We start from the raw sequence: 25,350 nt of genomic DNA, 5'->3' as shown, positions 1-25,350 counted from the left end.
TCGGCCGTGATCGTCACGCGGCGCCGAATCGGGCCGTGTGCAGTGGCGCCATGGCCACGTGTACCGCCTGCTGCGTGGTGTAGAAGTCGATCGAGCGGTGGCCGCCCTCGTGCCCCAGGCCGGAGGCCTTGATCCCGCCGAAGGGGGTGCGCAGGTCCCGCACGTTGTGCGAGTTGATCCACACCATCCCGGACTCGACCCGGTGTGCCACCCGGTGGGCGCGGCGGATGTCGTTGGTCCACACGTAGCCGGCCAGGCCGTAGTCGACCGCGTTGGCCAGTTCCACCGCGTGCGCCTCGTCGTCGAACGGGGTCAGCGCCACGACGGGGCCGAAGATCTCCTCCCGGAATATCCGGGCATCGGGCGGCACGTCGCGAAACACCGTCGGCGCGAGGTAATTGCCGGTCGGTAGATGTGCCGGGCGAGCGCCGCCGACGACCAGGCGTGCCTCGGTGCGACCCACCTCGACATACGCCAACACCCGTTCGTAGTGCTCCGGATGCACCAGCGCGCCGACCTCGGTGGCCGGATCCGCCGGAGGACCGACCACGATCCGCTCGGCCCGCGCGGCGAAGCGCTCGACGAACTCCTCGTACACCCCGCGCTCGACCAGGATCCGCGAACCGGCCGTGCAGCGTTCGCCGTTGAGCGAGAACACGCCGAACAGCGCGGCGTCGATCGCGTCGTCCAGGTCGGCGTCGGCGAAGACGATCACCGGTGACTTGCCGCCCAGTTCCATCGACAACCCCTTCAGGTGTCGGGCGGCGGCGGCGAAGATGGTGCGCCCGGTGGTGGTCTCCCCGGTGAACGAGATCAGCGGCACGTCGGGGTGCTCGACCAGCGCCGCGCCCGCCTCCTCGCCGATCCCGCCGACCAGGTTGAACACACCTCGGGGCAGGCCCGCCTCGGTGAGGATGTCGGCCCACAACGACGCGGACAGCGGGGTGAATTCGGCGGGCTTGAGCACCACGGTGCAGCCGGCCGCCAGGGCCGGCGCCAGCTTCCACGACTCCAGCATGAACGGCGTGTTCCACGGCGTGATCAGCCCGGCGACGCCGACCGGTCGGCGGTGCACGTAGTTGAGTTGGCGGCCCGGCACCTGATACGCCTCGTCGGTCTGACCCACGATCAGGTCCGCGAAGAAGCGGAAGTTCTCGGCGGCGCGCTGCGCCTGGCCGAGCGCCTGGGTGATCGGCAGGCCGGTGTCGAAGGTCTCCAGTTCGGCCAGCCGCGCATCGCGTCGCTCGACCTCGTCGGCGATGCGGTTGAGCACCACGGCCCGTTCCCTGGCGGGCAGTCGCGGCCACGGCCCGGTGGTGAACGCGCGACGGGCGGCGGCCACCGCTGCCGCCACGTCGGCGGCCTTGCCCGCGGCGGCGGTGGCGTAGGGCAGGTTCGACGCCGGGGCGCAGACCTCGAACGTGGCGCCGTCCAGGGAGTCGACGTGTCGGCCGTCGATGAAGTGACGCAGCCGGGTGGGCAGCCCGGCGGGCACCTCGGCGGGCTCGACGGGCGTCGTCGTGGTGGTGCTCATGCGGATTCTCCAAGGGCGGGGTCGGTCAGCAGGTCGAACCGGCTCTGCGCGAGGGCGGATACGGCGGTTCGGCCGGATTCGGACAGCGGCAGCAGCGGGGGGCGGACCAGGTCGGAGCCGAGCAGGCCGCGCCGGTGCATCAGCCACTTCGCCGGCGCCGGATTGGTCTCCACGAAGAGCAGGTCCACCAACGGCTGTACGGCGTAGTGCAGTTCGCGGGCCCGACCGAGGTCGCCCTGCTGATACGCCTCGTACATCTCGGCCACCGCGGCGGGCGCGATGTTGGCGAGCGCGGAGACGAAGCCCGCGCCGCCGAGGATCAGCACGGGCAGGCACAGGAGTTCGATGCCGGACCAGACCAGGAGTTCGGGGCCGGCGGCCTCCATCACCCGGGAGAAGTGTTCGAAGTCCCTGGTGGTCTCCTTGATGCCGACGATGTTCTCGTGCGCGCGGAAGAGCCGGGCCACGGTCCGCGGATCGATGTCCACCGCCGTGCGGCTGGGCACGTTGTAGATCACCACCGGCAGGTCGGGGTATTCGCGGGCGACGGTGGAGTACCAGGAGTACAGCGCGTCCTGGGTGGGGCGCGCGTAGTAGGGGGTGATCACCAGAACCGCGTCGGCGCCCGCGTCCCGGGCGACGCCGGTCAACTCCAACGTCTCCTCCAGCTTGGCCGAACCGGTACCCGGCAAGAACGGTGCCCGGTCGTCGAGTTCGTCGGCGACCACCCGGATCGCCTCGGCCCGCTCGGCCAGGGTCTGCGCGGACGGCTCGCCGGTCGAGCCGCCGAGCGAGATCCCGTGCGAGCCGGCCGCGAGCTGCCAGCGCACCAGGCGGCGCAGCGTGGCGGTGTCGAGGGCGCCGTCGGCGGTGAAGGGGGTGACCAGCGGCGCGATCGAGCCGCGGATCAGGGACGGGTCGGCGCGGTACTTCATCGGTACTCCTCGCGGGTGATGGGCGAAGCCGGGTCGTGGGTGGGCGGCAGCGCGGCCCGCCAGGCGCGGTAGGCGGGTTCCCAGTCGGGGCCGATGGGGTACAGGCCGGCCAACGCGGCGCCCCGGGCGACCTGTTCGGTGATGAAGCGCTCGCGCGCCTCCTGCTCTTCGGCGGCGGCCAGGACCTCGGTCACCAGGGCGGGCGGGATCACCACCGCGCCGTCGTCGTCGGCGACCACGACGTCGCCGACCTGTACGGTGGCGCCGCCGCAGGAGACGGTGACGTCGACGTCCCAGGGCACGTGCCGGCGGCCGAGCACGGCGGGGTGGGCGGCGGCGGCCAGTACGGGCAGGCCCAGGGCGGCGACGGCGGCGCTGTCGCGGACCGCGCCGTCGGTGACGATTCCGGCGGCGCCGAGCGTGCGGGCGCGCAGGGCCAGGATGTCGCCGAGGGTGCCGGCGGTGTCCACGCCGCGGGCTTCCATGACCAGGACCTGGCCGGGTTCGAGGTTGTCGACGGCACGTTTTTGCGCGGTGTGGCCGTTGCCGTGGGCGGCGAACAGGTCCTTGCGGAACGGGATGTAGCGCAGGGTGCGGGCGGTGCCGACCAGGCGGGTGCCCGGGGTGAGCGGACGTACGCCGTCGATGGAGACGGTGTCGAAGCCGCGGGCGCGCAACTGCACGCTGAGCGTGGCCACCGCGACCCGGCCGAGCCGGGTGCGCAGGTCGTCGGTGAGCGCGGGGTCGGGCACGGTGCCGTGGGCGTCGGCGCGGGTGGCCGGGTCGACGAGCGGAGGGATGCCCCAGTCGGCGAGCGCGGGGCCGGCGACCACGTCGGTGCGCAGCGGTCCGGTGCACCGGGTCGGGTCGTCGAGGCTGTCCACCTCGACTTCGATGCGCTGCCCGACCTCGGCCACGCCGGCGCCGGCCGGGGTGCCGGTCAGGATCACGTCACCCACCTCCAGGGTGAGCAGCCGGGACAGGTCCGCGATCAGGTGGGCGAAGTCGAAGAGCAGGGTCGCGGTGGTGTCCTCCTGGACCAACTCGCCGTCCAGCCAGGTGCGTACCCGCAGTGCCTCGGGACGCAGCTCGGCCGCGGGCAGCAGGATGGGCCCCAGCGGGGTGAAGCCGTCGCCGCCCTTGGAACGCACGTTGGCGCCCTTGTCCGCGTGCCGCAGGTCGTACAGACCGAGGTCGTTGGCGGCGGTGACCCAGCCGATGTGCGCCCAGGCCTCGGCCGGTGTCACGCGACGCGCGGCGCGGCCGACGACCAGGGCGATCTCGCCCTCGAAGCCGAGCAGTTCGACGCCCGCCGGGCGCTCGACGCGGCCGGATCCGGTGAGCGAGCTGCCGGGTTTGAGGAAGTAGGAGGCGTGCGAGGGGACACGGCCGCGTTGGCGGGCGCGGGAGGGGTAGTTCAGGTGTACGGCCAGCACCTTGCCGGGCCGCCGTCCCGTCGATGCGGTCACCGCGTCCTGCGTCACTCGCCACCGCCCTTCGTGCCTGGTACCGCCCGCCGGATCGGCGATGCCATCTCGGAACGTATATGATTCCGGATAGAATAATAGAGGTGATCTCGGTTCCACTGTCAACCACCCGGAGGGGCACGCTTGTTCGGGCGGGAGATGGGAGGCGGGGGGCGCGGGCACGACGAGGACCCGGCCGCCGGAGCGGGGGTCGGGTCGGTGCTGTCGGCGGTGGTCGGTGCCGCCGGCTCAAGGGACCTGGGGAGTAATGCCCAAGCCGGCCCCGGCCCCGGCCCCGGTCCGGGTTCGGGTGCGAGCCGGTTCGGGCGAGGGTATGGAATCGGCCATACCCGGGCCGGGCGCGCGCCGGGGGTGCGCCGGATACCGATGAGCGCGCTCCCACGGCGTGCGTCGGCCGGCTATCCTCCGGTGTCGGCGTGTTCGGGCTTGTGCGGCACCGGTGCCGGGGCGGAAAGTGGTGCGAGTGGGCGCCGGCTCCCCCCGTGGCCGGGCCCGCCGCGGCCCGGCGTCCGGCCCCCCGTCCGCTCGCCGGGCCGCCTCCATTCGCCCCGCGCGGCCGTCCGTGTAGGGCAGTTGCGACGCGGTCGCCCGCTCAGGGCAGGATCGAGCGGGCGACGCGGAATCCCACATCGTCCACGCGGTAGCTCGGATGGCTGCGCCGACGGGCGCCGGCGCGCAGGCTCCAGTGTTCGTCGAACCAACCACCACCGCGCAACACCCGGTATTCGCCATAGACTTCGGCGTCGTACACGTCCCAGCACCAGTCCCAGACGTTGCCGAGCATGTCGTGCAGGCCCCACGCATTGGGCTGCTTGCCGCCCACGTCGTGGATACGCTCCGCCGAGTTGGCGCGATACCAGGCGATGTGGTCGAGCGGGCCGTGATGGGGGCCGGTGGTTCCGGCGCGGCAGGCGTATTCCCACTCGGCCTCGGTCGGCAGTCGGTAGCCGTCGGTCGAGGTGTCCCAGGCGACCGGCTCGACGCCCGCCGCGAGGTGGTACGCCGGGGTGAGGCCCTCGTGTACGGACAGGGCGTTGCAGAAGCGCACCGCGTCGTACCAGGACACGCCCTCGACCGGTAGCCGGTCCCCGACGGCGGCGCTCGGGTGCTCGCCGGTGATCCGCGCGTACCGCGCCTGGGTGACCGGGAACACCGCGAGCCGGAACGGCGCGATGTCGACCGACCAGCTGTGTCGGGTGCGCCGATCGCGCAGGGTGACCCGTCCGGCGGGGAGGGGGACCATCGCGTCGTCCACAGTCGCGTCCATGATCGGAAACCTAGTGGTGGCCGGCTCGCGTGCCGTCACGGACCTCGGTTCGTTCGGCCGTGCGAGGCGTGGAGGCATTCGAGGCGAACAAACGTCCGGGTTCGAAGTCGGTGGGAGCGGGCAACAAGGGGCGCCATGAGCTGTGTGGATGCGATGAGGTCCCCGTCGTGGCGCGCGCTCACCCGATGGGGTGTCGCGCTCGGCCTGTGTGCCTGCCTGGCCGGTTCGGGGTGCGCGGACGAGGACGCCGGCGCGCCGCGGACCAAGCCGGGGCAGCCGATCGCGGCGGCGAACGCGCCCGGCGTGCCCGCCGCACCGGCCGCGCCGATTCCGGACGCCGTCCGGGAGCAGGCCGACGCGCAGATCCGGGCCGCCCGGCTGGGTGCCGAGCAGCAGGAGGCCGCCCGGATCGCGGCGAGTCGGGCCGCCGCCGCGCGGAAGTGGGGCCTGGCCGAGGCGCCGATCGCGGCCCCCGCGCCGCCGGCCACACGGCCCGTGCTGAGGTCGGGTCCCGGCGTGACCCGCTACGGCGATCTGCCGCCGGTGGTGCACCGGGTGCCCACCGAGGACCGGGTGGTCTTCCTCACCGTCGACGACGGCGCGGAGAAGGACCCGGAGTTCGCCCGGATGGCCCGCGAACTGGGCGTGCCGTTCAGCGCGTTCGTCAGCGGCTATCTGGCTCGCGGCGGCTGGGACTACTTCCGGGGCCTGCACGAGCAGGGTGTCGCGGTGAACAACCACACGGTGAATCATCCGGACCTGCGGAAGCTGGGCTATGCGCGGCAGCAGCAGGAGATCTGCGGGGAACAGGAGACCGCCGAACGCGAGATCGGCGTCGCGTCGCGGTTGTTCCGGCCGCCGTATGGCGAGTTCAACGAGGACACCCTGCGTGCGGCGCAGTCGTGCGGGATCGTGGCGCTCCCGATCTGGAACCAGGAGGCGTTCCCGGACCGGATCGAGTATCGCTACGACCATCGGCTCAAGCCGGGCGACATCATCCTCACCCACTTCCGGGGCCCCGGGCAGTGGAAGGGCGACATGGCCCAGATGTTGCGCCGCGTCGTGGACACGGCCACCGCGCAGGGCTTTGCCCTGGCCCGATTGGACGACTACCTGTAGGGCCCGGACGATCCGGAGCCGTCCGTCGGGAAGCGGCGCGCCCAGCGGCGTTGCCACGGTGTCTCGACGGCCCGGCGGTGGTGGTGTTCGCGGGCCCAGGCGACGGCGTCCGCGGGAGCGATGCCGGCGCGTACGGCCAGACACGCGACGACGGTCCCGGTACGCCCGATGCCTCCCCCGCAGGCCACCTCGACCGCCTCACCCGCGCGGGCCCGTTCGTGCAGCGCGCGGATCTCCCGGATCGCCCGCTCCCGATCGCGCGGCAGCCGGAAGTCCGGCCAGTCGAGCCAGACGTGCGGCCACGTCAGCGCCGCGTCGTGGCGGCGGCGCAACCGCTCGTCGCCGAGATAGAGGCCGAAGTCGGGCGTCGGACCCGCCGGCCGCAGACGGCGCAGCCCGCGCGCCCGGATCCAGGCCCCGTCGGGGAGGCGGAGCGCGCCGGTCAGGGGCGGATGTTCGATCGCGGCGCTCATCGGGCCACCCCCGCCCGCTGCCGCCGGGCCCGGTGGTTGGCCACGTTGACCCGGTTGCCGCACAGGTCCGGCAGGCAGTAGCGGCGCCGGCCGGCCCGGCTGGTGTCGACGAACACGCCGCGACAGTCGGGGCCCGCGCACGCGCGGAAACGGTCGTGGCCGAGGGTGCGGACGGCGCCGAACAGCCCGACCGCGACGAACGCGGCCAGTTCCTCGGCGAGCGACGCCCCCGGCGCGGTCGGGACGTACCACTGCCAACCGCCGTCGGCCGCCCGGTCCAGGACGGGGGCGAGCCCCGCCCGGGCGACGAGCACACCGGAGCCCGCGACGGCCTGCTCCGCCGTCTCGGTCTCGACGACGCCGCGCACCTCCCGGCGCAGCAGCCGAACCGCGTGGAGGTCGTCGTCGGTGGGCGCGCCCTTGCCCGCAAGGGCATCGAGCCGCAGGTCGTGCCCGGTCAGGAGGCCCGCCAACGCGGCCGGATCGGGGAGCGCGTCGCCGGTGTCGGTGCGCACGGTGGGCGAGGTATTGACCAGGTCGGACGCGAAGGTCGCGCCGGCGACGTAGTCGGCCATCGGGATGCGCACACGTTGCCCTTCGCCGAAGTAAGCGGTGAAGTAGAACTATAACCCTTACTCGATTCTCGTGGGTGGCCGGCCGCGACACCCGTACGGCCCCGCCGGAACGGGGCCGTACGGGTTGTTCCGGACCCGGGCTCAGCCGGACGTCGCCGGCACCTCGGCCGGGGTGGACCGCAGTTCGTCCCGAGACCCCGGCCCGACCCGCAACGACCAGGCCAGCACGGCCAGCGCCACCACGCCCGTGGCCAGCGCGGCCCACCCGATGCCCGCGCGGCCACCGAGGGCGAAGCCCGCCGCGCCGGCCGCGCCGCCCGCGCTGATCCCGAGGTAGATGGTGCTCTGGTGCAGGCCGAGGACCAGCGGGACCGCGTCCGGGGCGGCGGCGGTGACCCGCAACTGCTGCGGCACGTTGATCATCCAGTGCAGCAGCCCCCACAGCGGCACCACGACACACGCCGCCGCCATCGACCGGGACAGCGCCGGCACCAGGGCGGCGACGGCGGTGAGCAGCGGCGCGGCGACCACGATGGTGCGGGCGGGACCGAAGCGGTCGGCCAGGCGGCCGACGAGGAAGTTCCCGCAGACCGCGCCGATGCCGAAGGTCAGCAGAATCAGCGACGTGCGCCCGGCGTCGCCGTCGGTGGCCGGCCGGGTCACCTTGTCGAAGTAGGTGTAAACGGTCCAACTGGTGGTCAGGCACAGCAGGGTGGCGGTGAGGATCACCACGACCCGGAAGTCCGTGAGCGGCGCGACGCGTTCGCGCAGCGTCCGGCGCGGCAGCCCCGACAGGTCGGGAACCACGGCGGCGATGCCCGCGCCGGCCACCGCGGCCAGGCCGACGATCAGCCACAGCGCCACGCGCCAGCCGGTGGTCGAGCCGAGCCAGGCGCCGAGCGGCAGGCCGAGCACGATGGCGGTGGTCAGGCCGCCGACGACCACCGAGGTGGCCCGCCCCTCCCGCCCCGGCGGCGCGGTGGCCCGGGCCACCGCCAAGGCGTTGACGGTGTAGAGCGAGGCGCCGGCGCCGGCGAGGGCACGACCGATCATCGCGAGGCCGTAGTCGCCGGCGACCGCGTTCAGCGCGTTGCCGACGGCGAAGACCGCGAGGCCGCCGAGCAACAGGCCGCGCGGCGCCCGGTGTCCGACGGCGGCGGCGAGTACCGGCCCGCCCAGGGCGTAGGCGAGCGCGAACGCGGTGATCAGCCACCCCGCCGCGGTTCTGGACACGTCGAGGTCGTCGGCCATCGGCCCCAGGATCGGCGCGATGACGAACGTGTCGACCCCCATGGCGAAGGTGCCGACGGCCAGGACGATCAAACGCAGCCGCATGACCGCTCCTTTTCGTTTCGGGCCCGCGGACGAGCGTTCTCGGGCCCGCGGGTGACTGTGCCGACGACGATCGCGTGCGCGAGGGCCCCGGCCCATCCCTCAAGTGGGGGATGAGCCGGGCCGGCCCCGGGCCGCGCAGGGCAGGCCCGCAGAAAACTCGATGCGCGGCGAACCCGACCCGGCTAGCGTCGCGAGGGTGACCCTCGACATCCGAGAAATCCCCAAGTCGCAGGTGGATCGCATCGTGGATCTCGCCGATCTGGCCTTCCACGAGGCGGACTCGGCCGACGAACGCAAACAACACCGGGGCAGGCTGCGCGTCTGCGGGCGGATCGGCGCCTACGAGGACGACGCCCTCGTCGGGGCCGTCGTCGCGCACCGCTTCAAGCTGACCGTGCCGGGCGGCGAACTGCCTTGCGCGGGGCTCGACTACGTCGCCGTGGCGCCCACCCACCGCAGGCGCGGACTGCTGACCCGGATGATCGCGGAACAGTGGCGCAGGTGCGCCGAACTCGGTCAGCCGCTGTCCTGCCTGTGGGCCTCCGAGGACACGATCTACGGCCGCTTCGGCTACGGCGACGGAACCTTCGGGTGCAGCATCGAGATCGACGCCCGCCGGCCGCTCGACCTGCGCATCACACCCGACCCCCGGCCGTTGCGGCTGGTCGACCCGGCCAAGGCGCCGGGCCTGCTCGGTCCGGTCTACGCGGCGGTGCGGGGCAGGCGGGGCGGGCGGCTGGACCGGGACGAGGAGTGGTGGCGCACCATGGTGCTCCTCGACGACGAGGACGAGGAGCCGATCCGGGTCGTCGCGCTCGGCGAGCGGGGCGAGACCCCGGCCGGCTACGTCGTCTACCGGGTGGAGGAGGTCAAGGGGCCCGCCGGCTCGGCCAACATGCTCCAGGTGTTCGAACTGGAGGCGCAGGACGCCCCGGTGGCCGCCGCGTTGTGGGCCTATCTCGTCTCGATCGACCTGATCGACAAGGTGGTGGCCTGGGCCCGGCCGCTCGACGATCCGCTGCTGCAGTTCGCCGGGGACCGCGATCAGGTGCGGGTGACCAGGCAGTATCCGGCGCTGCGGCTGCGCCTGGTCGATGTGCGTACCGCGCTGACCGCGCGGTCCTGGGCGGCGCCGGTGGACCTGGTCCTGGACGTGCGCGACGCCGCGCTGCCCGCGAACCAGGGCCGCTTCCGGCTCACCGCCGATCCGACCGGGGCGACCTACACCGCCACCGACGCCGCGCCCGATCTGGCCCTGGACGTACGCGAGTTGGCCACCTGCTACCTGGGCGGCACGCCGATCCGCCGGCTGGTGGCCGCCGGACTGGTCACCGAGGCCACACCCGGCGCGGCGCACCGCCTGGACGCGGCGCTCCGCACGGAGTTGCTGCCGTACGCGCACGAGGACTACTGAGCGACGGGGGCGGCTCTCTTTGGGCGCTTCGCGCCGGCTCGCGAGGGACCACTTTTCCGCTCCCCCGCTTCGCTCCTCCGCAGAAAAGCGGCCCCTCGCTCGGGGCCGGATGCCCCTCCGCTTCGCTCCGGGTCACCCAGCCCGAACTTCGCGGCTCCGCCGCTCTCCGCGCTGCGCGCGTCGATCCCGGGGGGTGGCCCGGGGCGTGGGCGCTGACGCGCCAACGGGGGCCGGCGCGGGGGGCGGCGGGTCGCGGCTTGCCGGACTCCGGGCCGGGCACGTCGATCACCGGATCTCAGTGGCCGAGTGTGGCGCGCAGGGCCGGCTGGAGGAGGTTGCCGTGGGCGCGGACCAGGTCGTCGCACAGGTCCCAGATGCGTTCGACGGGAAGTACGGCGGCGGTGGCCGGGTCGATCATCGCGGCGTGGCGGATGTGTCGGGGCTCGTCCTCCAACGCGGCGCGCACCACCAGGTCGTTGACGCTCAGATAGGTGCGGTTGAGGGCGGCCAACTGCGCCGGCAGCGCGCCGACTCGGGTCGGCTGTACGCCCAACCTGTCCACCAGGCAAGGGACTTCGACCACGCCGTCGGCGGGGAGGTTGTCGATCAGGCCCTGGTTGGGCACGTTGCCGTAGACGGTGCGCGGGGTGCCGGTGGTGATGCTGTGGATGATCTGCGGGGCATACTCCATGGTCGACTCCACCGGCACCGGCTGTCCGGCGGCGAGTGCGGCGCGGGTGCTCTCGTAGGCCGCGACGTTCTCGTCGACGATGTCGAGGTAGGCCCCGACGGGCAGCCGCAGTCGGCTGATCTCGCTGTCGTGGCCCAGGTACCAGGGCACGTACTCGCTGGAGTGCTCGCTGGTCTCGGTCGGGTAGTAGCCGAGCCGGCGATACATGTCCACCCTTACCCGGCGCCGCAGTTGCTCGTCCCGGGCGATCAGCGCGTCCAGTTTGGGGTACAGGTCGGCGCCGGCGTGTTCGAAGCGCAGCACCCACGCCTGATGGTTGACGCCGGCCGCGAGGTAGTCGACCTCGTCGTAGGGCACGCCCACCAGTTCGGCCAGGCCCTGCATGGTCCAGTAGACCGAGTGGCACAGGCCGACCACGCGGGTCAGGCCGGTGGCGCGCCGGAGGTAGCCGACGTTCATCGCCATCGGGTTGGTGTAGTTGAGCAGCCAGGCGTCCGGGCACAGTTCGGCGATGTCCTCGCCCAGCGCGCGCAACACCGGGAAGGTGCGCAGCGCGCGGAAGACGCCGCCGATGCCGAGGGTGTCGCCGATGGTCTGGCGCAGACCGTAGCCGGCGGGCACGTCGAAGTCGGTCCGGGTGGCCTCGCGCATGCCGACCTGGATGATGTTGATCACGAAGTGGGCGCCGGCCAGCGCCTCGCGGCGGTCGGCGTGCGCGGTGATCAGCGGGCTCGCGCCCCGGTCGTCGGCGATCAGCCGGGCCGCGCCGTGCGCGGTGGCCAGGCGTTCGGGATCGATGTCGTGCAGCGCGATGTGCGCGTCCTTCAACTCCGGGAAGGCGAACAGGTCCGCCAACAGGCCCTGGGTGAACACGACGCTGCCGGCGCCGACGAAGACGATCTTGGTGCGGGTCATCACTGGTTCTTTCCGTTGCGGGCGAGCGCGTCCAGCGCCTCGTCCCGGGTGGGTTGGGCGGCGGTGCCGCCGGTTGCTCGGGTGGACAGGGCGCCGCACGCGGCGGCGAAATCGAGGGCTCGGGCGAGGGGTTCGCCGGCGAGCAGGGCGGCGATCAGGCCGGCGTCGAAGCTGTCGCCGGCGCCGACGGTGTCCAGCGGCTCGGCGGGGATGCCCCGGGTGCGCAGCACGTTCACGCCGTCGTGCGCGAAGGCGCCGGCGCCGCCGTCCTTGACCACCACGACGGGGCCGTGCCCGGCCAGCCGCGCGGCGGCCTGCTCGGTGGTCGCGGCGGGGGTACCGGCCAACGCCCGGGCCTCCTGGGCGTTGGGCAACAGGTAGTCCACGGCGGGCAGTACGGCGGCGAGCCCGGTCGGGTCCCAGAGCCCGGCGGGATCGTCGTTGGTGTCCAGGGACGTGGCGGCGCCGGCCGCACGGGCGATGCGCAACAACTCGGGCAGCGCCCGCGCGAGTCGTGGCATCAGAAAGTAGGAGGAGGCATGCACGTGCCGGCTTCGGCGCAGCAACTCCTCGGGCACGTCGTCGGGTCCGGTCGCGGCCAGCGTGCCGCCCGCGGTGACGATGGCCCGGTCCCCGTCGGTGCGGGTGAGCACCGTGGTCAGCGGCGTCGGCAGGCTCGGATCGACGCGCAGCGCCGAGGTGTCCACGCCGCGATCCGCGAGCGCGGCGCTCACGAAGCGGCCCGCGTCGTCGTCGCCGATCCGGCCGGCGATCGCGACGGACAGGCCCAGCCGGGCCGCGCCGCAGGCGGTGATCGCGCCGGATCCGCCGAGGGTGAGCAGGCCGGTGGGGACGAGGTGTTCGTGCTGACCGAAGGCCAACGGCCGGTCGAGGGGGCCGACCACGACGTCGGGATTGGCGTCGCCGAGGACGAGCAGGTCGAAGGTGTGCGGCATCGGGCTTCCCGGGTGTGTGCGGTGGACGGGGGGCGAATCACGAGAGGGTCGAACTCCCGGGACATCGCTACCCCTTCAGACCGCTGGAGGTGATCGATTGGATGAACGCCTTTTGCGCGAAGAGGAAGGCGACGAGCACGGGCAGCACGGTGATCACGTTGCCCGCCATCACCGCGGCCCACTGGGTGTGGTGTTGCCCCTGGAAGGTGGTCAGGCCCAGTTGCAGCGTGTACTTGGTGTCGTGGTTGATCGCGATCAACGGCCAGGTCAGGTCGTTCCAGGTGGTGAGGAAGGTGAGCACCGCGACGGTGCTCAGCGCCGGCCGGGACAGCGGCAACACGATCCGGTACAACACGCGCAGTCGCGAACACCCGTCGATCCAGGCGGCCTCCTCCAACTCCCTCGGCAGCGACAGGAAGAACTGCCGCAGCAGGAACACCGCGAACGGCGTCACAAGGGACGGGATGATCAGCGCGCCGAGCGTGTCGATCAGCCCGAGCCGCTTCATGATCAAAAACGTCGGGATCATGGTGAGCTGGAACGGGATCGCCATGGTCGCCAACATCGCCACCATCAACACGCGCGACCCGGCGAACCGCATCCGGGCGAACGCGTAGCCCCCCAGTGCCCCGAACACCAGGTTCGAGGCCACCGCCACCGCCGAGACGATCAGCGAATTGGCGAACCAGCGGGGGAACATCGCATTGCCGAGCACGTAGCGGTAGCCGCCCAGGTCGATCCCGGAGGGCCACAACGCGGGCGGGAACCGGTTGATCTCCGCGTTGGTCATCACCGAACTGAGCACCAGCCACACCAGCGGCAGGGCGAACAGCAGGGACAGCGGCATCAGCAGCAGATGCCACGGGCTGAACGGGAGCCGGCGGCGCGGCGCCGCGACCGGGGCCGGCCGGGCCTGCGCGGGGGCGGCCTCGACGGTCGTCGCGCTCACTTGGCACCACCTTCGACCAGCACGGCACCGGCGGGCTTGCGGCCTCGCACGAGCCTCGACGCGACTGCGATCACCAGGAGCGCGAGGGCCAGCACGTAGGCCGCCGCCGCGCCGTATCCGGCGGTGAAGTTCTTGAACGCCTGCTCCCAGATGAAGTAGACGATCACCGTGGTGGACCCGAGCGGACCACCCTTGGTGGTCACATAGACCAGGTCGAACACCTGCAACGCGTTGATCGTCTGCCACAACACCAGGAACAGGCTGACCGGGGTGAGCGTCGGCATCACCACGTGCCGCAACAACTGCCACCGCCCGGCACCGTCGAGCCGTGCCGCCTCCAACAGCGACGGCGGCACGTCCTGGAGCGCGGCGAGGTAGATCACCACGCAGAACCCGGTGCCGCTCCACACCGAGATCGCCACCAGGACCAGCAACGCCTGCCCGGGATCGGTGAGGAAGCCCTGCCGACTGATCCCGAGCGCGTGCAGCACCGAGTTGGCCGCGCCGAACTCCGGGTCGAGGATGAACGAGAACAACACGCCCTGCGCCGTCGCGGAGATCACGAACGGCACGAAGATCAGCGTGCGGTACAGGCCCACCAGCTTGATCCGCCGATTGAGCACCAGCGCCAGGAACAGCCCCAGGGCCATGCTCAGCGGCACGTAGAGCGCGGTGTACAGCAGGGTGTTGCGCACCGCCTGGCTGAAGTGCGGGTCCTGGGTGAGCGCGTCGTAGTTGTCCACGCCGACCCAGCGGCTGGGGGTGACCAGGTCGTCGGCCCGGAAGGACAGCAGCAGGGACCAGACGAACGGCACGATGCTCAGGCCGAGTACGACCAGGACGGCGGGCAGGATGTACGCCCACGCGGTCGCCGTCTCGCGCCGGCGTCTGCGACGCAGCGTGCGGTGGCGGCGATCGTGGTCGGACAGCGTGAGTGGAGCGGGCAGGGATGACATGGAGGGGCTCCTCAACGCGGGATTCGTCAACGCGGGATGACGAGGGCGGCCTTGGCCGCGGCGGCGCAGCGGTTCAGCGCCCGGCTCGGACTGCTCTTGCCGAGCAGCACGGACACGATGGCCTCGCCGAGGGCCGTGGAGATCTGCGGATAGGCCGGGTGCGCGGGCCGTACCCGGGCCGTCTCCAGGGCGCGGGTGAACACGTCCAGGCCCGGCGTCTCGGCCGCGTGGGTGCGCCACTCGGGTTTGGCCTCGCAGGTCCGGCTCAGCGGCAGGCTGCCGACCCGCACGCCCCATTCGACGTCCTGGTCGGGCTGGTTGAGCCAGGACACGAAGGTGCGCGCGGCGCGTACCCGGGCGCTGCCGTTGTCGAAGACGGTCCACGTGTCGGGCCCGCAGATGGTCATCGGCCGGCCGCTGTAGCTGGGCAGCGGCACCACGTGGTAGTCGATGCCCGCCTCGGTGACGTCGGGGATCTGCCAGGGGCCGGTGACCACCATGCCCATCCGGCCGGAGGCGAAGACCTGGTACATCTGCTCGCCGCCGGGCTTGGGGTCGATGTAGACGCTCTTGGCGCGGGCCAGCGCCTCGACCGTCTCCAGGGCGCGGGCGCCGACCTCGTGGAAGCCGATGTCGCGGCCGTTCGCGGCGACCACGTCGCCGCCGAGGTCCCAGATCATCGGCCACAACCGCCAGACGGTGTCCTCGTCGCCCGCGCCCGGCCAGCCGGTGCCGAAGACGCCGCGCTGCGCGTCGGTGAGGCGCTGTGCGGTGGCCAGGAAGTCGTTCCAGGTCCAGCCGGGTTGCGGGAGCGGGACGCCGGCGTCCTCGAAGAGCTTCTTGTTGCACATCACGGCGAGCGCGTCCAGGACGGCGGGCGCGGCTCGTACCCGGCCGTTGATGGTGACCGCCTGGCGGGCCGGGTCCCAGTAGTCGTCCCAGGGAGTGGGGGCCGAGCGCACGGTGTCGCCCAGGTCGACCACCTTGGGGCTGCGGGCGACGCCGGCGAGGTCGGAGCCGAAGACGTACGCGATGTCGGGGTAGGAGCCGGCGGCGAGGGCCGCGGTGATCTTCTGGAGCATCGCATCGGCGAGTACGCCGCCACCGAGGTCGACCCGGATGCCCGACTGGGCCTGGTGGAACCGCTCCACCAGGGCCTCCAACCCCGCGCGCCCGGTGTCGGTCTGGCCGTGCCACATCTCGATCGTGACCCGGCCGTCGGCGCCCACGCCGTCGTCGGTGCCGGCGCACCCGGCGAGCGTCGTGGACAGCGCCGTCGCGGCGGCGGCACCGGCGCCGATGCGGAGCAGGCCGCGTCGGGAGAGGCCGGTGGGATGGAACCGGTCGAGAACCACTGGACCTCCGGGAGATGTCGGAACGCGTACGGGGGCGGGGCGTGGCGAGGCAAAGGCGAGAGCGGGTGGGCGCGCGCCGGCGGTCGCCCCGGGGCGGGCTCGGACGGGCGAGGGCGAGGGGGCGCGTGGCGGAGGGGGTGGCCCGGCGGCGGGATCCGTGCGGGATCGAGGCGCCGGGCCGACGATCGTGGCCGGGGATCAGCAGGTCTTGCGCAGGTATCCGCTGCTGCCGGCCGGGACGACGTTCAGGTCGCGGCGCACGACGCTGAGCTTGCCGCCCCACTGGGAGCAGGCGGTGTTCAGGCCCTTGGCGGTGTACTCGATCACGATCACGTTGTTGCCGAACGACTTGGTGTACTCACCGCATTCGTTCCACTGGCCGCATTCCTCGGCGACGGCGAAGTCGAGCCCGGTGCTCGCGCGGTCGGGGGCCAGTTCGGAGGTGTTCTTCTGGGCGATGGCCAGTCCGCGCTGGTGCGCGTGCGCGGAGAGCAGCGTGACGAACGCCTTGGCGTTCTCGGCGGTGATCAGGTCCTCGGAGCGGGTGTAGCTGTCGTAGTTGTCCGGCTCGACGGCCTGGAAGCCCTTGCCCGCGCACTCGTCGATCAGGGCGTTCACCTTGGCGGCGACGGACGTGCGCTTCTCGGGGGTGCGGATGTCGAGCAGCGCTTCCTTCCACTTGCCGTCGTAGACCACGGTGCCGTCGTCGCGGCGGAGCAACTCGCCCGGTTTCCAGTCGCCCTCGGCGCCCTTCTGGGCCTGGAAGGCGTTGACGTAACAGATGTTGTACAGGCCGGGCGCAGGGGTGGCGGAGTGATCACGGGTGACCACCTTGACCCCGGTGGGCGGCGTGTAGGCGCCGCCGATCTGGTAGTCGAAGTTCGCGTGGGTGGGTGGCAGGGTGACGGCGGCGCTCTTGGGGGCGTTCGCGGGCCCGGCGGTGCCGGCGCTCGCGGACGAGGTGAGGAACAGGGATCCCGCGATCGCCGCGGTGGTCGCCGCGACGGCGGCGAGACGGCGGGCCGATCTACCCGGGAGGAAGGTGTTCATCATCGAACTCCAGGTGCGGAGGATACGTCCCCGCCTCGGATGTCGACTGGCATCCTGGCGACTTTGTCCGGGCTTGCGGCTTCACGCCGACTACCGGCTGGGCGTACCTTTGACGCCGATTGCGCTGCTCGGCGTCGGAGCAGTAAATCGAGCAACATTCGTCATGTCAAGAGATCGTCAGTGCGCACAATGCTCACGGGAGTTGCCATACGGAGGCCGGAAATGCCGTCCCCCGACCCGTGACTGCGCGAATGCGCACGGATATGCTGCGCGGATGTTGAGAACCGAGCGCCACGCGCGCATCCTCGAACACGTTGCCGCACACGGGAGCGTGAGCGTCGAGGAGTTGTCCGCGATCCTGGCGGTCTCGGGAGCCACCGTGCGCCGCGACCTCCAACACCTGGACGCGGTGAACCTGCTGCGCCGTACCCACGGCGGGGCGTCCGTGGGCAACATCGGCCTGGAGACGCCGATGCAGTACCGCAGCGAACGCCGCCGACCGGAGAAGCTGGCGATCGCCCGCGCCGCGGCGGCCCTGGTCCCGGCGGAGGCCGTGGTCGGCCTGACCGGCGGCTCCACCGCCACCGAGATCGCCCGCATTCTGGCCGAGCGCGGACCGGTCACCATCGTCACCAACGCGGTGAACATCGCCGCCGAACTGGTCCTGCACAAGGACGTCACGCTCGTGGTGATCGGCGGCACCGCCCGCAAGGAGAGCTACGAACTGGTCGGCCCGATCGCCGAGAAGACCCTCGCCGACTACTACACCGACGTGACCTTCCTGGGCGTGGACGGCATCAGCGCCGCACACGGCTGCACCACGCACGACCAACTCGAGGCCGCCACCGACCGGGCCTTCACCGACCGCAGCAACCACACCATCGTGGTGGCGGACCACTCCAAGATCGGAAAGGCCACCCTGGCCCGCATCTGCCCGCTGTCCGGGATCGGCCACCTGGTCACGGACGCGGACGCACCGAAGGACGAACTGGCCCGGATCACGGAGGCGGGGGTCGCGGTGACGGTGGTCTGAGGGGCGATCGTTGTCGGCGGTGCGGGGGCGGTCCGAGGCGGCGGTGCAGGGGCCGTTCGGCGCGGCGGTCCGGGTGGTTCGGCGTGGTCGTGCGGGGACGGTGCGAGGCGGCGGTGCGGGCGGTTCGACCCGGCTGTGCCGCGATGGTTCGACGGCGCGGCTGGGCAGTCTTTGCGCCAGGGCGGGCGATCCGGAGCCGGGCTCGCGGGCTGCCCACGCACGCCGACCCGGCGGCCGGCGTGCGTGGGCGGACCCGCCCGTTTCCGAGCCGGTCGCAGCCCTCCCCTGCGGGGCTGCGACCGGCTCAGGCGCAGGGGCGCAGTGCCCGGGCGGGGACACGACCCGCACCCGAGCACTCCCGGCGTCCTGGAGGCGGCTTGTGCGCCACCCCCGCGTACATCCACTCCCGCTCCACCAGCGGACGCGGAAGTCGGTCGGCGCGCCAGGACGAGATCGGCACCACGCCGGGCCGGACCGGGTCCAGGCCCGGGAACAGCGCCCGTACCTGCGCGGCCGTGCGCGGGAACAGCGGGGCGGCGCAGCGGCGATACGCCTCGGCCGTGGCCCGCGCCGCCTCCGGCCGCAGATCCGCGGCGACATGCGAGAGCACCAGCATGCTGCCCGGCACCAGCGCACCCGCCAACGCGCCCACCACGGCCCGGGGATCGTCCGCGTCCGACAGGTAGTGCAACACCGCGGTCAGCACCACCGCCACCGGCCGATCCAGATCCAGCCCCGAACGCCCGGACACCCGCGCCAACAGCGCGTGCGGATCGCGGAGATCGCCCTCCACCACCCGCACCCGACCGGGCCGACCGGACAACGCCCGGGCGTGCGCGAGCACCAGCGGATCGTTGTCCACGTACACCGCCCGCGCCTCCTCGGTGGCCGCCACCGCGCACTCGTACGTGTCGTGGGCGGTGGGCATGCCGACCCCGATGTCCAGGAACTGGCGGATCCCGCACCCCGCCGCGAACGACACCGCGCGACGCAGGAACGCCCGATTCGCCCGAGCCATCGCGCGCACCTCGGGAGCCGCCCCGAGCACCGCGTCGGCGGCCTCGCGATCGACCCCGAAGTTGTTCTTGCCGCCCAGGTAGTAGTCGTACATGCGCGCGGGATGCGGCAGATCGGTGCGCAGTCCGGACCGGCGCGTCGCGGGCACCTGGACCGGCGGTCGGACCGGCACCGGCCGGCCCACGCACGATCGGGTCTCCGGCGCCTGCTGGGGCATCACAATCATCGGCCTTCCCGATTCTCGGGTCACGGGCCGCCCGGATCGGGCGAGGCGGGGGTACCCGCCCGGGCGGGCCCGCGTATTCCTCCGGTACGCCGGGGGAGATCAGCGGCGGAGGAAATCCGTGACGACTGCGTCGAAGTGCTCGTGTTCCTCGACGAAGGGTACGTGCCCGCTGGTGGGGAACCTCTCGATCCGCGCATCGGGCAACACACCCGCCAGCCACCCGGCCAGATCACCCGGGAAGACCCGGCTGCGCTCGCCGTAGACCAGCAGGGTCGGCACCGTCACCTGCGGCAGCACCGACCGCCAGTCCGAGTGCGCCATGTCCATCCAGACGTCGAGCGCGGACGACGTGTGCGTCTGGGTGGTCTCCGCGTATACCGCGTCCACCGCCTCGGCGGCCGGGGGTTCGGCGAAACACGCCTCGATGAACGGCTTCACCGCGATCGGCCGACCGTGCCGTACGGTCTGCGCGAACACCGCCAGATCGGTGGGGGAATACCCGCCGAGCAGCGGGAACTCCCAGTCGGGGCCGTCCAAAAAGCGCGGCGACTGATCGACGAACACCGCGCCGCGCAGCCCCTCACACCCGAACTGCCGCACATACGACAGCAGTACCGAGGTACCCATCGACCAACCGACCACGGTCACCTCGGCGAGATCGAGGGCCCGAACCAACTCGCGGATGTCGCGGGCGTACTGGTCCAGGGAATGACCCTCGGGCGTCTTCCCGGACCGGCCGTGGCCGCGGAAGTCCGGCACGATGACCCGGTTCTCCGCCGCCAGCGCGGCCACGTTCCCGGACCAGAAGGTGCCGTTCATCGTCCATCCGTGCAGCAGGACGACGGGCCGGCCCTCGCCGTGCTCCTCGTAGTAGAGCGGGACGGTGTCGGACAGTTCCAGGTAGGGCACGCCATCTCCTCCGGTCTCGGTCACGGCACCCCGTTCGCCGCGCCGCACTGCCGGCAGTCTGCGCGAGCCGGGAGCCGTTCCGCCAGACGTCGCAGGGGGGTTGCACCAACGTTGCAGAACCCGCGACGACACCCGCCCGGCCGGCGACCGACCGTGCCGGCATGATGACTCCATGGCACACCGATCGGACGCACGGGAACGGGCGCTGAGCGGCGGCACGGCATCGGGGGTGCGCGGCCCGATCCGGGCTTCGTGGTCGCGCGCCCGGCGACACGGGCTGGCACCCGACGCCTACCTGCCGCCGGTGTGCCTCGACGACGACGAACTGGCCCGCCACCGCGAGGAACACGCGCTCACCGGGATCTGGCCGCTGCTGCGCCGCTCGCTGGGCGGACTGACCGAGGATCCGGGCCGGTTGTTGTTCCTCAGCGACGCCCGGGGCCACCTGCTGTGGGTACAGGGCGACCACACGTCGCTGCGCTCGGCCGAGCGGGTGCACCTGCTGCCGGGCGCGCTGTGGAGCGAGGACGCGGCGGGCACGAGCGGGGTGGGCTCCGCGCTGGCGACCGGTCGGCCGTTCCAGGTGTTCGGCGCCGAGCACTTCCTGTCCGCGGCCACGGCCTACACCTGCACCGCCACGCCCATCCACGACCCGATCAGCGGCGACCTGCTCGGGATCCTGGACTTCACCTGCCCCGAACGGCACTGGCAGCCACTGGCGATCCCCCTGCTCGACACCGCCCGGCGGTTGGCCCAGTCGGAGTTGGAGACGGTCCGGCTGCGCGAGGAGATGCGGGTACGCACCCGCTACGTCGAGCGCATCGCCCGCCGCCTGGGCACCCGCAGCGCGATCGTCGACGCCGGCGGGCGCGTGGTGCGCGCGGATCCGCCCGGCTGGTTGCCCAATCGGCTCCCGATGCCGGTCGGCGAAGGCCCGATGTTGCTGCCCGGCGGACAACTCGTGCTCGTCGAACGGCTGGCCGCGGGCGGCCTGTTCCTGCTCATCGCCGAGGACGGCGCCTCCGGGCCGGTGACCGCCGCGCCGATGCGCCTCGAGGCGCTCGGGCTGCGCCGGGCGCGGCTGCACGTGGCCGGCGCCACCCACGAACTCACCCGCCGCCACGCGGAGATCGTCACCACCCTGCTGAGCGAACCGGGCGGGATGACGGCGAAGGCGATCACCGACGCGGTGTACGGCCCGACCGGTCGCCCGGCCACGGTGCGGGCCGAACTCGCCCGGCTGCGCGCGATCCTGGGCCATCGGCTGGCGTCGGACCCGTATCGGCTGACCGGCGACTGCGAGGCCGACTTCCTCGACCTGGACCACGCGTTGTCGAATCGGAACACCACGGCCGACACCCTCCTGGACCGCTACCGGGGGCCGCTGCTGCCCGGCTCGACGGCGCCGCGCGTCCTCGAACTGCGGGCCGCGCTGCACGAACGGCTGCGGAACCGAGTCGTCGAGACGGCCGACGTGGACACGGCGATGCGGTGGGCGGGTACGGCGGCGGGCTGAGCGGGCGCTGCGGGTGGGTGGCCGTGTGTCGTTCATGGGCGGCCCGGGAGGGCGGGTGTGCGGGGGCGGGTGGGGAGCAGGGCGTGTACGCGCCAGCCGCCCGCCGGGTAGGGGCCGGTTTCGAGGCGACCGCCGAACAGGGCGACCCGTTCGTTCATGCCGACCAGGCCGTGGCCCATGCCGTCGCCGGGAGCCGCCGCGCCGCGGCCGTCGTCGCGCACGTCGAGTTCGATGTCCTCGCCCGTGTAGCGCAGGACGACCCGGGCGCCGGCGCCGGGCCCGCCGTGTTTGCGGGTGTTGGTCAGGGCCTCCTGGACGATGCGGTACACGGTCAGGCCGATGCCCTGGGACAGTTCGACGGGTCGGCCCTCGACGTGCAGGTCGACCGTCAGGCCCGCGCCGCGGACCCGGGTGAGCAACTCGTCGAGTTGGTCGACGCCGGGCTGGGGCACGAACGTCTCGACATCGCTCTCGGAACGCAGTACACCCAGCAGGCGCCGCATCTCGGCGAGCGCCTCGCGGCCGGTGGCGGCGATCGCGCCCAGGGCCTCCCGGGCCGCGTCGGGCGCGGCGTCGATCGCGTACGCGGCGCCGTCGGCCTGGACCACCATCACCGAGACGTTGTGCGCGACCACGTCGTGCAACTCGCGGGCGATCCGGGCCCGTTCGGCCGCCGCGGCGAGCCGCGCCTGCTGGTCGCGCTCGACCTCCAGGCGTGCGGCCCGGTCGATCAACTCGGCGTAGAACGCGCGCCGGGTACGCATCGAATCGCCCAACACCCAGGAGATGGCGAGCAGTACGACGATGAAGCCGGACGCGGACAGGTTGGCCCTGAAGGTCCCGCCGTCGGCGTGCGGGAAACGCACCAGCAGCACCGCCGGCGCCGACACCGTGGCGGCGAGCGCGGCCCGGGAGAGCCAACGCGGCCCGGACTTGGCGGCCGTGTACACGATCACCAGCATCGCGTAGTTCGCGAACGTGATCGTCCCGTCGCAGAGCAACTGGGCCACCCCGGCCCCGACCACGAGCATCGTCGCCACTCGGAACCGGACCCGGTGCAGCGCCATGCCCAGACTCAGGGTCACCACGATCGTGTAGGCCCAGAGCGACATGACGATGCCGTACTCGTAGGACAGGATCTGGAGAACACCGAGGCCGAACGCCGGGATGGTGCACACCGAGTCGACCCACAGGGGATGTGCCCGCAGCCAGGCATAGATTCGTTGCACGGGGCGACGGTACGACCCGGAGCGCGGGTTCGGCATCACCCTGCGCGCTCATCGCCACGTCCACCGCAGGTCGAATGTGGTGCGCACGGAGGCACGACCTGAGCGCGATCCACGGGGGAGGCGAGGTCGACTCCCGAGGCCGCCCGCCTCGCCGTCGCGGTGCCGTGTCCGTACGCCCCGGCCGACGACCGACCAAGTGGCCGGTCGCCGACGGGTGTTCGATCCCGAGCCGGACGACTACCGGTTGGTGGTGAGGAACCAGTCGGTGTTCGGCAGGTACGGCGCCACGTACTCGGTCTTTTGGCTCTGGTACTGGAACTGGCAGTCGGAGTACGCGTAGTGGGTGAAGGTGATGTTGCCCTTCCACCACCAGCCGTCGACGTACTTGTGCTCGCTCGGCGTGTTGACGCAGAGCGCGGCCCACTGGCCGTTCTGGTTGGGACCCTCGATGCGAATCGACTGGGTCTTGCCGTACAGGTCCACGAAGTGGATCTGCTGCCCGTTCGTCCCGGCGGACGCGGTGCCGGCACCGGTCACGACGGCCCCCGCGGCCATCGTCACCGTCAGGGCACCTGTCGCGAGCGTCGCGGCGATCTTCTTGCGCATCGCTTCTCTTTCCTGGTGGATGTGCGTTTCACGCGGCGGCGGGCCGGATTGCGCGCCGCGAAGATGATCATGGCAATCCCCGCACCCCGCGAAGGTCACCGGTCGATAACGCTTGGCGCTGCCGCGGGGATTGGCCGGTGATCGTCGGCGTGCGGCCGAAAAGCGACGGGGGCGGGTGGCAACAGCCGGGTGCACGTGGGGTGTTCGGGTCGCCATGACGGTTCGCGGGGCGGCGTGGGGCGGGCCGCCCGCCCCGAGGCGTGTCCGGGGAGGGCGGCCCGTGTCGTGGTGTGATGCCGGCTGGGTGGGGTCAGCCGCGCAGGCGGGCCATCCACGACTCGATCTCGTCGGCGCCGCGCGGCAGGGCGGCGGACATGTTCCGGTTGCCGTCCTCGGTCACCAGGATGTCGTCCTCGATCCGGATGCCGATCCCGCGATACTCCTCGGGCACGGTCAGGTCGTCGGCCTGGAAGTACAGGCCGGGCTCGACGGTCAGGCACATGCCCGGCTCCAGCGCGCCGTCGACGTACGACTCGGTCCGCGCCACCGCGCAGTCGTGCACGTCCAGACCGAGCATGTGGCCGGTGCCGTGCAGCGTCCACCGGCGCTGCAGACCCAGCTCCAACACCCGCTCCACCGGGCCCTCGACCAAGCCCCACTCGACCAGGTGCTCGGCGAGTACACGCTGTGCCTCGTCGTGGAACTCCCGGTACTTGGCGCCGGGCCGCACCGCGGCGATGCCCGCTTCCTGCGCGGCGAACACGGCGTCGTAGATGCGGCGCTGAAGCGCGGTGAAGCGGCCCGAGACGGGCAGCGTACGGGTCACGTCGGCGGTGTAGAGGGTGTGCGTCTCGACACCCGCGTCCAGGAGCAGCAGATCGCCCGCCCGCGCCGCGCCGTCGTTGCGGACCCAGTGCAGCGTGGTCGCGTGCGGCCCGGCGGCGCAGATCGAGCCGTAGCCGACGTCGTTGCCCTCCAGCCGCGCGCGCAGGAAGAAGGTGCCCTCGATGTACCGCTCCGAGGTGGCCTCGGCCCGATCCAGGACCCGGACCACGTCCTCGAAACCGCGCACCGTCGAATCGACCGCGGCCTGGAGCTGCCCGATCTCGAACGTGTCCTTGACCAGCCGCTCATCGGCCAGGAAGACCCGCAGCTCCTCGTCCCGCCCGGCGTCGAGGCGCTCGCCCAGGGCGCTCTCCAGCCCCGCGTCGTGACCGCGCACCACACGCACGGGCCCCTCGGCCGAGGTCAGCTCCTCGACGACCTTGCGCACGTCCCGACACGGCAGCCCGTACAGCAGCTCGCCCTCGGCCAACCCGGCGCGCCGACCGACCCACAGCTCGCCCTGCCCGTCCAGCCAGAACTCGCCGTTGCCCCGGTCCGACCGGGGCAGCAGGTACAAAACCGCCTCGTGACCGTCGGCGACCGGTTCGAGGACGAGGACGCCGTCCTGGGTCAGGTCGCCGGTGAGGTACGCGTATTCGGTCGATGCCCGGAAGGGGTACTCGGTGTCGTTGGACCGGGTCTTGAGATTGCCCGCCGGGATCACCAGACGCTCACCCGGGAACCGGGCCGACAGAGCCGCGCGGCGGCGGGCCGTGTTCGGCGCCTGCTCGATCGGCGCCAAGTCGACGCGCTCGGTGTCGGCCCACCCGGTGCGCATGTTCGCGGCCAGCTCCTCCGACACCTCGCCGCGGTAGAGGCCGTTCTTGCGCTGCTTGATGGCCTGCGCCCGCTCTTCGTCGGACGACCGCTTCTCGGCACCCACGCCTGCCTCCTGAACCTCTGGACTTCCGGACTTCC

22 protein-coding genes are annotated in these 25,350 nt (G+C 72.4%); 4 read left to right on the top strand and 18 right to left on the bottom strand.

What is annotated here, in order from left to right; genetic code table 11:
- Nucleotides 1-13: 13 nt before the first annotated feature.
- From hpaE to ACH4XV_RS22660, 4 genes are all read right to left on the bottom strand, one after another.
- Entirely contained in the window at nucleotides 14-1,534 is a 1,521-nt protein-coding gene (gene hpaE / locus ACH4XV_RS22675; RefSeq protein WP_395792516.1) for a 5-carboxymethyl-2-hydroxymuconate semialdehyde dehydrogenase, read from the bottom strand.
- The gene (gene dapA / locus ACH4XV_RS22670) at nucleotides 1,531-2,469 is read right to left on the bottom strand and encodes a 4-hydroxy-tetrahydrodipicolinate synthase (RefSeq protein ID WP_395792514.1); all 939 of its coding nucleotides are present in this window, start codon (nucleotides 2,467-2,469) and stop codon (nucleotides 1,531-1,533) included. The genes hpaE and dapA overlap by 4 nt, the downstream gene beginning before the upstream one ends.
- Entirely contained in the window at nucleotides 2,466-3,938 is a 1,473-nt protein-coding gene (locus ACH4XV_RS22665) for a fumarylacetoacetate hydrolase family protein (RefSeq protein WP_395792512.1), read from the bottom strand. The genes dapA and ACH4XV_RS22665 overlap by 4 nt, the downstream gene beginning before the upstream one ends.
- Before the next feature lie 610 nt (nucleotides 3,939-4,548).
- A complete protein-coding gene (locus tag ACH4XV_RS22660) occupies nucleotides 4,549-5,223 on the bottom strand; it encodes a formylglycine-generating enzyme family protein (protein WP_395792510.1) in 675 nt (224 codons plus the stop codon).
- Nucleotides 5,224-5,376: 153 nt separating this feature from the next.
- Here ACH4XV_RS22660 and ACH4XV_RS22655 point away from each other — a divergent pair, with 153 nt between their 5' ends.
- Nucleotides 5,377-6,342: a polysaccharide deacetylase family protein gene (locus ACH4XV_RS22655; protein ID WP_395792508.1), complete on the top strand. Its 966-nt coding sequence runs from the start codon at nucleotides 5,377-5,379 to the stop codon at nucleotides 6,340-6,342.
- Here the strand turns inward: ACH4XV_RS22655 and ACH4XV_RS22650 are convergent.
- The 3 genes from ACH4XV_RS22650 to ACH4XV_RS22640 form a co-directional block, all read right to left on the bottom strand.
- Nucleotides 6,333-6,815 carry a protein-tyrosine phosphatase family protein gene (locus ACH4XV_RS22650; protein WP_395792506.1) on the bottom strand — a complete coding sequence of 161 codons (483 nt, stop codon included), beginning with the start codon at nucleotides 6,813-6,815 and terminating at the stop codon, nucleotides 6,333-6,335. The genes ACH4XV_RS22655 and ACH4XV_RS22650 overlap by 10 nt on opposite strands.
- A complete protein-coding gene (locus ACH4XV_RS22645; RefSeq protein ID WP_395792504.1) occupies nucleotides 6,812-7,402 on the bottom strand; it encodes a CGNR zinc finger domain-containing protein in 591 nt (196 codons plus the stop codon). Before ACH4XV_RS22645 ends, ACH4XV_RS22650 begins: the two co-directional genes overlap by 4 nt.
- Before the next feature lie 129 nt (nucleotides 7,403-7,531).
- Nucleotides 7,532-8,725, bottom strand: a complete 1,194-nt coding sequence (locus ACH4XV_RS22640; protein WP_395792502.1) for an MFS transporter — start codon at nucleotides 8,723-8,725, stop codon at nucleotides 7,532-7,534.
- Nucleotides 8,726-8,885: 160 nt separating this feature from the next.
- Between ACH4XV_RS22640 and ACH4XV_RS22635 the strand changes: the two genes are divergently transcribed.
- Nucleotides 8,886-10,139: a GNAT family N-acetyltransferase gene (locus ACH4XV_RS22635; RefSeq protein WP_395792500.1), complete on the top strand. Its 1,254-nt coding sequence runs from the start codon at nucleotides 8,886-8,888 to the stop codon at nucleotides 10,137-10,139.
- A 295-nt stretch (nucleotides 10,140-10,434) separates the two neighbouring features.
- On the opposite strand, the gene ACH4XV_RS22630 is transcribed toward ACH4XV_RS22635, so the two are convergent.
- The 6 genes from ACH4XV_RS22630 to ACH4XV_RS22605 all read right to left on the bottom strand — a co-directional run bounded on the left by ACH4XV_RS22630 (nucleotide 10,435) and on the right by ACH4XV_RS22605 (nucleotide 17,011).
- Nucleotides 10,435-11,745: an alpha-glucosidase/alpha-galactosidase gene (locus ACH4XV_RS22630; RefSeq protein ID WP_395792497.1), complete on the bottom strand. Its 1,311-nt coding sequence runs from the start codon at nucleotides 11,743-11,745 to the stop codon at nucleotides 10,435-10,437.
- Nucleotides 11,745-12,701, bottom strand: coding sequence for a carbohydrate kinase family protein (locus tag ACH4XV_RS22625; protein ID WP_395792495.1), 957 nt, complete (start codon nucleotides 12,699-12,701; stop codon nucleotides 11,745-11,747). The genes ACH4XV_RS22630 and ACH4XV_RS22625 overlap by 1 nt, the downstream gene beginning before the upstream one ends.
- A gap of 67 nt (nucleotides 12,702-12,768) precedes the next feature.
- On the bottom strand, nucleotides 12,769-13,650 hold the full coding sequence (locus ACH4XV_RS22620; RefSeq protein ID WP_395792493.1) for a carbohydrate ABC transporter permease: 882 nt from the start codon (nucleotides 13,648-13,650) through the stop codon (nucleotides 12,769-12,771).
- Complete coding sequence (locus tag ACH4XV_RS22615) at nucleotides 13,647-14,606, bottom strand: carbohydrate ABC transporter permease (RefSeq protein WP_395792491.1); 960 nt, start codon at nucleotides 14,604-14,606, stop codon at nucleotides 13,647-13,649. Before ACH4XV_RS22615 ends, ACH4XV_RS22620 begins: the two co-directional genes overlap by 4 nt.
- A 26-nt stretch (nucleotides 14,607-14,632) precedes the next feature.
- Nucleotides 14,633-15,961 carry an extracellular solute-binding protein gene (locus ACH4XV_RS22610; protein WP_395792489.1) on the bottom strand — a complete coding sequence of 443 codons (1,329 nt, stop codon included), beginning with the start codon at nucleotides 15,959-15,961 and terminating at the stop codon, nucleotides 14,633-14,635.
- A 198-nt stretch (nucleotides 15,962-16,159) separates the two neighbouring features.
- On the bottom strand, nucleotides 16,160-17,011 hold the full coding sequence (locus tag ACH4XV_RS22605; protein ID WP_395792940.1) for an endo alpha-1,4 polygalactosaminidase: 852 nt from the start codon (nucleotides 17,009-17,011) through the stop codon (nucleotides 16,160-16,162).
- Nucleotides 17,012-17,285: 274 nt separating this feature from the next.
- Between ACH4XV_RS22605 and ACH4XV_RS22600 the strand changes: the two genes are divergently transcribed.
- Nucleotides 17,286-18,044 carry a DeoR/GlpR family DNA-binding transcription regulator gene (locus tag ACH4XV_RS22600; protein WP_395792487.1) on the top strand — a complete coding sequence of 253 codons (759 nt, stop codon included), beginning with the start codon at nucleotides 17,286-17,288 and terminating at the stop codon, nucleotides 18,042-18,044.
- A gap of 304 nt (nucleotides 18,045-18,348) precedes the next feature.
- Here the strand turns inward: ACH4XV_RS22600 and ACH4XV_RS22595 are convergent, their stop codons facing one another.
- On the bottom strand, nucleotides 18,349-19,287 hold the full coding sequence (locus ACH4XV_RS22595) for an SAM-dependent methyltransferase (RefSeq protein WP_395792485.1): 939 nt from the start codon (nucleotides 19,285-19,287) through the stop codon (nucleotides 18,349-18,351).
- 99 nt (nucleotides 19,288-19,386) lie between these two features.
- A complete protein-coding gene (locus ACH4XV_RS22590) occupies nucleotides 19,387-20,196 on the bottom strand; it encodes an alpha/beta fold hydrolase (RefSeq protein ID WP_395792483.1) in 810 nt (269 codons plus the stop codon).
- A 172-nt stretch (nucleotides 20,197-20,368) separates the two neighbouring features.
- Here ACH4XV_RS22590 and ACH4XV_RS22585 point away from each other — a divergent pair, with 172 nt between their 5' ends.
- A complete protein-coding gene (locus tag ACH4XV_RS22585) occupies nucleotides 20,369-21,712 on the top strand; it encodes a GAF domain-containing protein (RefSeq protein ID WP_395792481.1) in 1,344 nt (447 codons plus the stop codon).
- 32 nt (nucleotides 21,713-21,744) lie between these two features.
- Here the strand turns inward: ACH4XV_RS22585 and ACH4XV_RS22580 are convergent, their stop codons facing one another.
- The 3 genes from ACH4XV_RS22580 to ACH4XV_RS22570 form a co-directional block, all read right to left on the bottom strand.
- Nucleotides 21,745-22,941 (bottom strand): sensor histidine kinase, encoded by a 1,197-nt coding sequence (locus ACH4XV_RS22580; protein ID WP_395792479.1) that lies wholly within the window; start codon nucleotides 22,939-22,941, stop codon nucleotides 21,745-21,747.
- A gap of 237 nt (nucleotides 22,942-23,178) precedes the next feature.
- Entirely contained in the window at nucleotides 23,179-23,547 is a 369-nt protein-coding gene (locus tag ACH4XV_RS22575) for a hypothetical protein (RefSeq protein WP_395792477.1), read from the bottom strand.
- A 310-nt stretch (nucleotides 23,548-23,857) separates the two neighbouring features.
- The gene (locus ACH4XV_RS22570; RefSeq protein WP_395792475.1) at nucleotides 23,858-25,315 is read right to left on the bottom strand and encodes an aminopeptidase P family protein; all 1,458 of its coding nucleotides are present in this window, start codon (nucleotides 25,313-25,315) and stop codon (nucleotides 23,858-23,860) included.
- Between the last annotated feature and the right edge of the window lie 35 nt (nucleotides 25,316-25,350).

It is taken from the genome of Embleya sp. NPDC020630, from assembly GCF_044334985.1.
In the GTDB taxonomy this organism is placed as follows: Bacteria; Actinomycetota; Actinomycetes; order Streptomycetales; family Streptomycetaceae; genus Embleya.
The sequence above is the reverse complement of the archived record's forward strand: the minus strand, read 5'-3'. Positions and strand labels throughout refer to the sequence as shown.

What these genes read in the sequence shown, in the direction of transcription:
- ACH4XV_RS22650 (WP_395792506.1), bottom strand. Translation starts at nt 6,815, where the DNA reads ATGAGCGCCGCGATCGAACATCCGCCCCTGACCGGCGCGCTCCGCCTC.
- ACH4XV_RS22655 (WP_395792508.1), top strand. Translation starts at nt 5,377, where the DNA reads ATGAGGTCCCCGTCGTGGCGCGCGCTCACCCGATGGGGTGTCGCGCTC.
- ACH4XV_RS22600 (WP_395792487.1), top strand. Translation starts at nt 17,286, where the DNA reads ATGTTGAGAACCGAGCGCCACGCGCGCATCCTCGAACACGTTGCCGCA.
- ACH4XV_RS22575 (WP_395792477.1), bottom strand. Translation starts at nt 23,547, where the DNA reads ATGCGCAAGAAGATCGCCGCGACGCTCGCGACAGGTGCCCTGACGGTG.
- hpaE (WP_395792516.1), bottom strand. Translation starts at nt 1,534, where the DNA reads ATGAGCACCACCACGACGACGCCCGTCGAGCCCGCCGAGGTGCCCGCC.
- ACH4XV_RS22635 (WP_395792500.1), top strand. Translation starts at nt 8,886, where the DNA reads ATGCGCGGCGAACCCGACCCGGCTAGCGTCGCGAGGGTGACCCTCGAC.
- dapA (WP_395792514.1), bottom strand. Translation starts at nt 2,469, where the DNA reads ATGAAGTACCGCGCCGACCCGTCCCTGATCCGCGGCTCGATCGCGCCG.
- ACH4XV_RS22625 (WP_395792495.1), bottom strand. Translation starts at nt 12,701, where the DNA reads ATGCCGCACACCTTCGACCTGCTCGTCCTCGGCGACGCCAATCCCGAC.
- ACH4XV_RS22585 (WP_395792481.1), top strand. Translation starts at nt 20,369, where the DNA reads ATGGCACACCGATCGGACGCACGGGAACGGGCGCTGAGCGGCGGCACG.
- ACH4XV_RS22660 (WP_395792510.1), bottom strand. Translation starts at nt 5,223, where the DNA reads ATGGACGCGACTGTGGACGACGCGATGGTCCCCCTCCCCGCCGGACGG.
- ACH4XV_RS22615 (WP_395792491.1), bottom strand. Translation starts at nt 14,606, where the DNA reads ATGTCATCCCTGCCCGCTCCACTCACGCTGTCCGACCACGATCGCCGC.
- ACH4XV_RS22640 (WP_395792502.1), bottom strand. Translation starts at nt 8,725, where the DNA reads ATGCGGCTGCGTTTGATCGTCCTGGCCGTCGGCACCTTCGCCATGGGG.
- ACH4XV_RS22630 (WP_395792497.1), bottom strand. Translation starts at nt 11,745, where the DNA reads ATGACCCGCACCAAGATCGTCTTCGTCGGCGCCGGCAGCGTCGTGTTC.
- ACH4XV_RS22605 (WP_395792940.1), bottom strand. Translation starts at nt 17,011, where the DNA reads ATGAACACCTTCCTCCCGGGTAGATCGGCCCGCCGTCTCGCCGCCGTC.
- ACH4XV_RS22595 (WP_395792485.1), bottom strand. Translation starts at nt 19,287, where the DNA reads ATGATTGTGATGCCCCAGCAGGCGCCGGAGACCCGATCGTGCGTGGGC.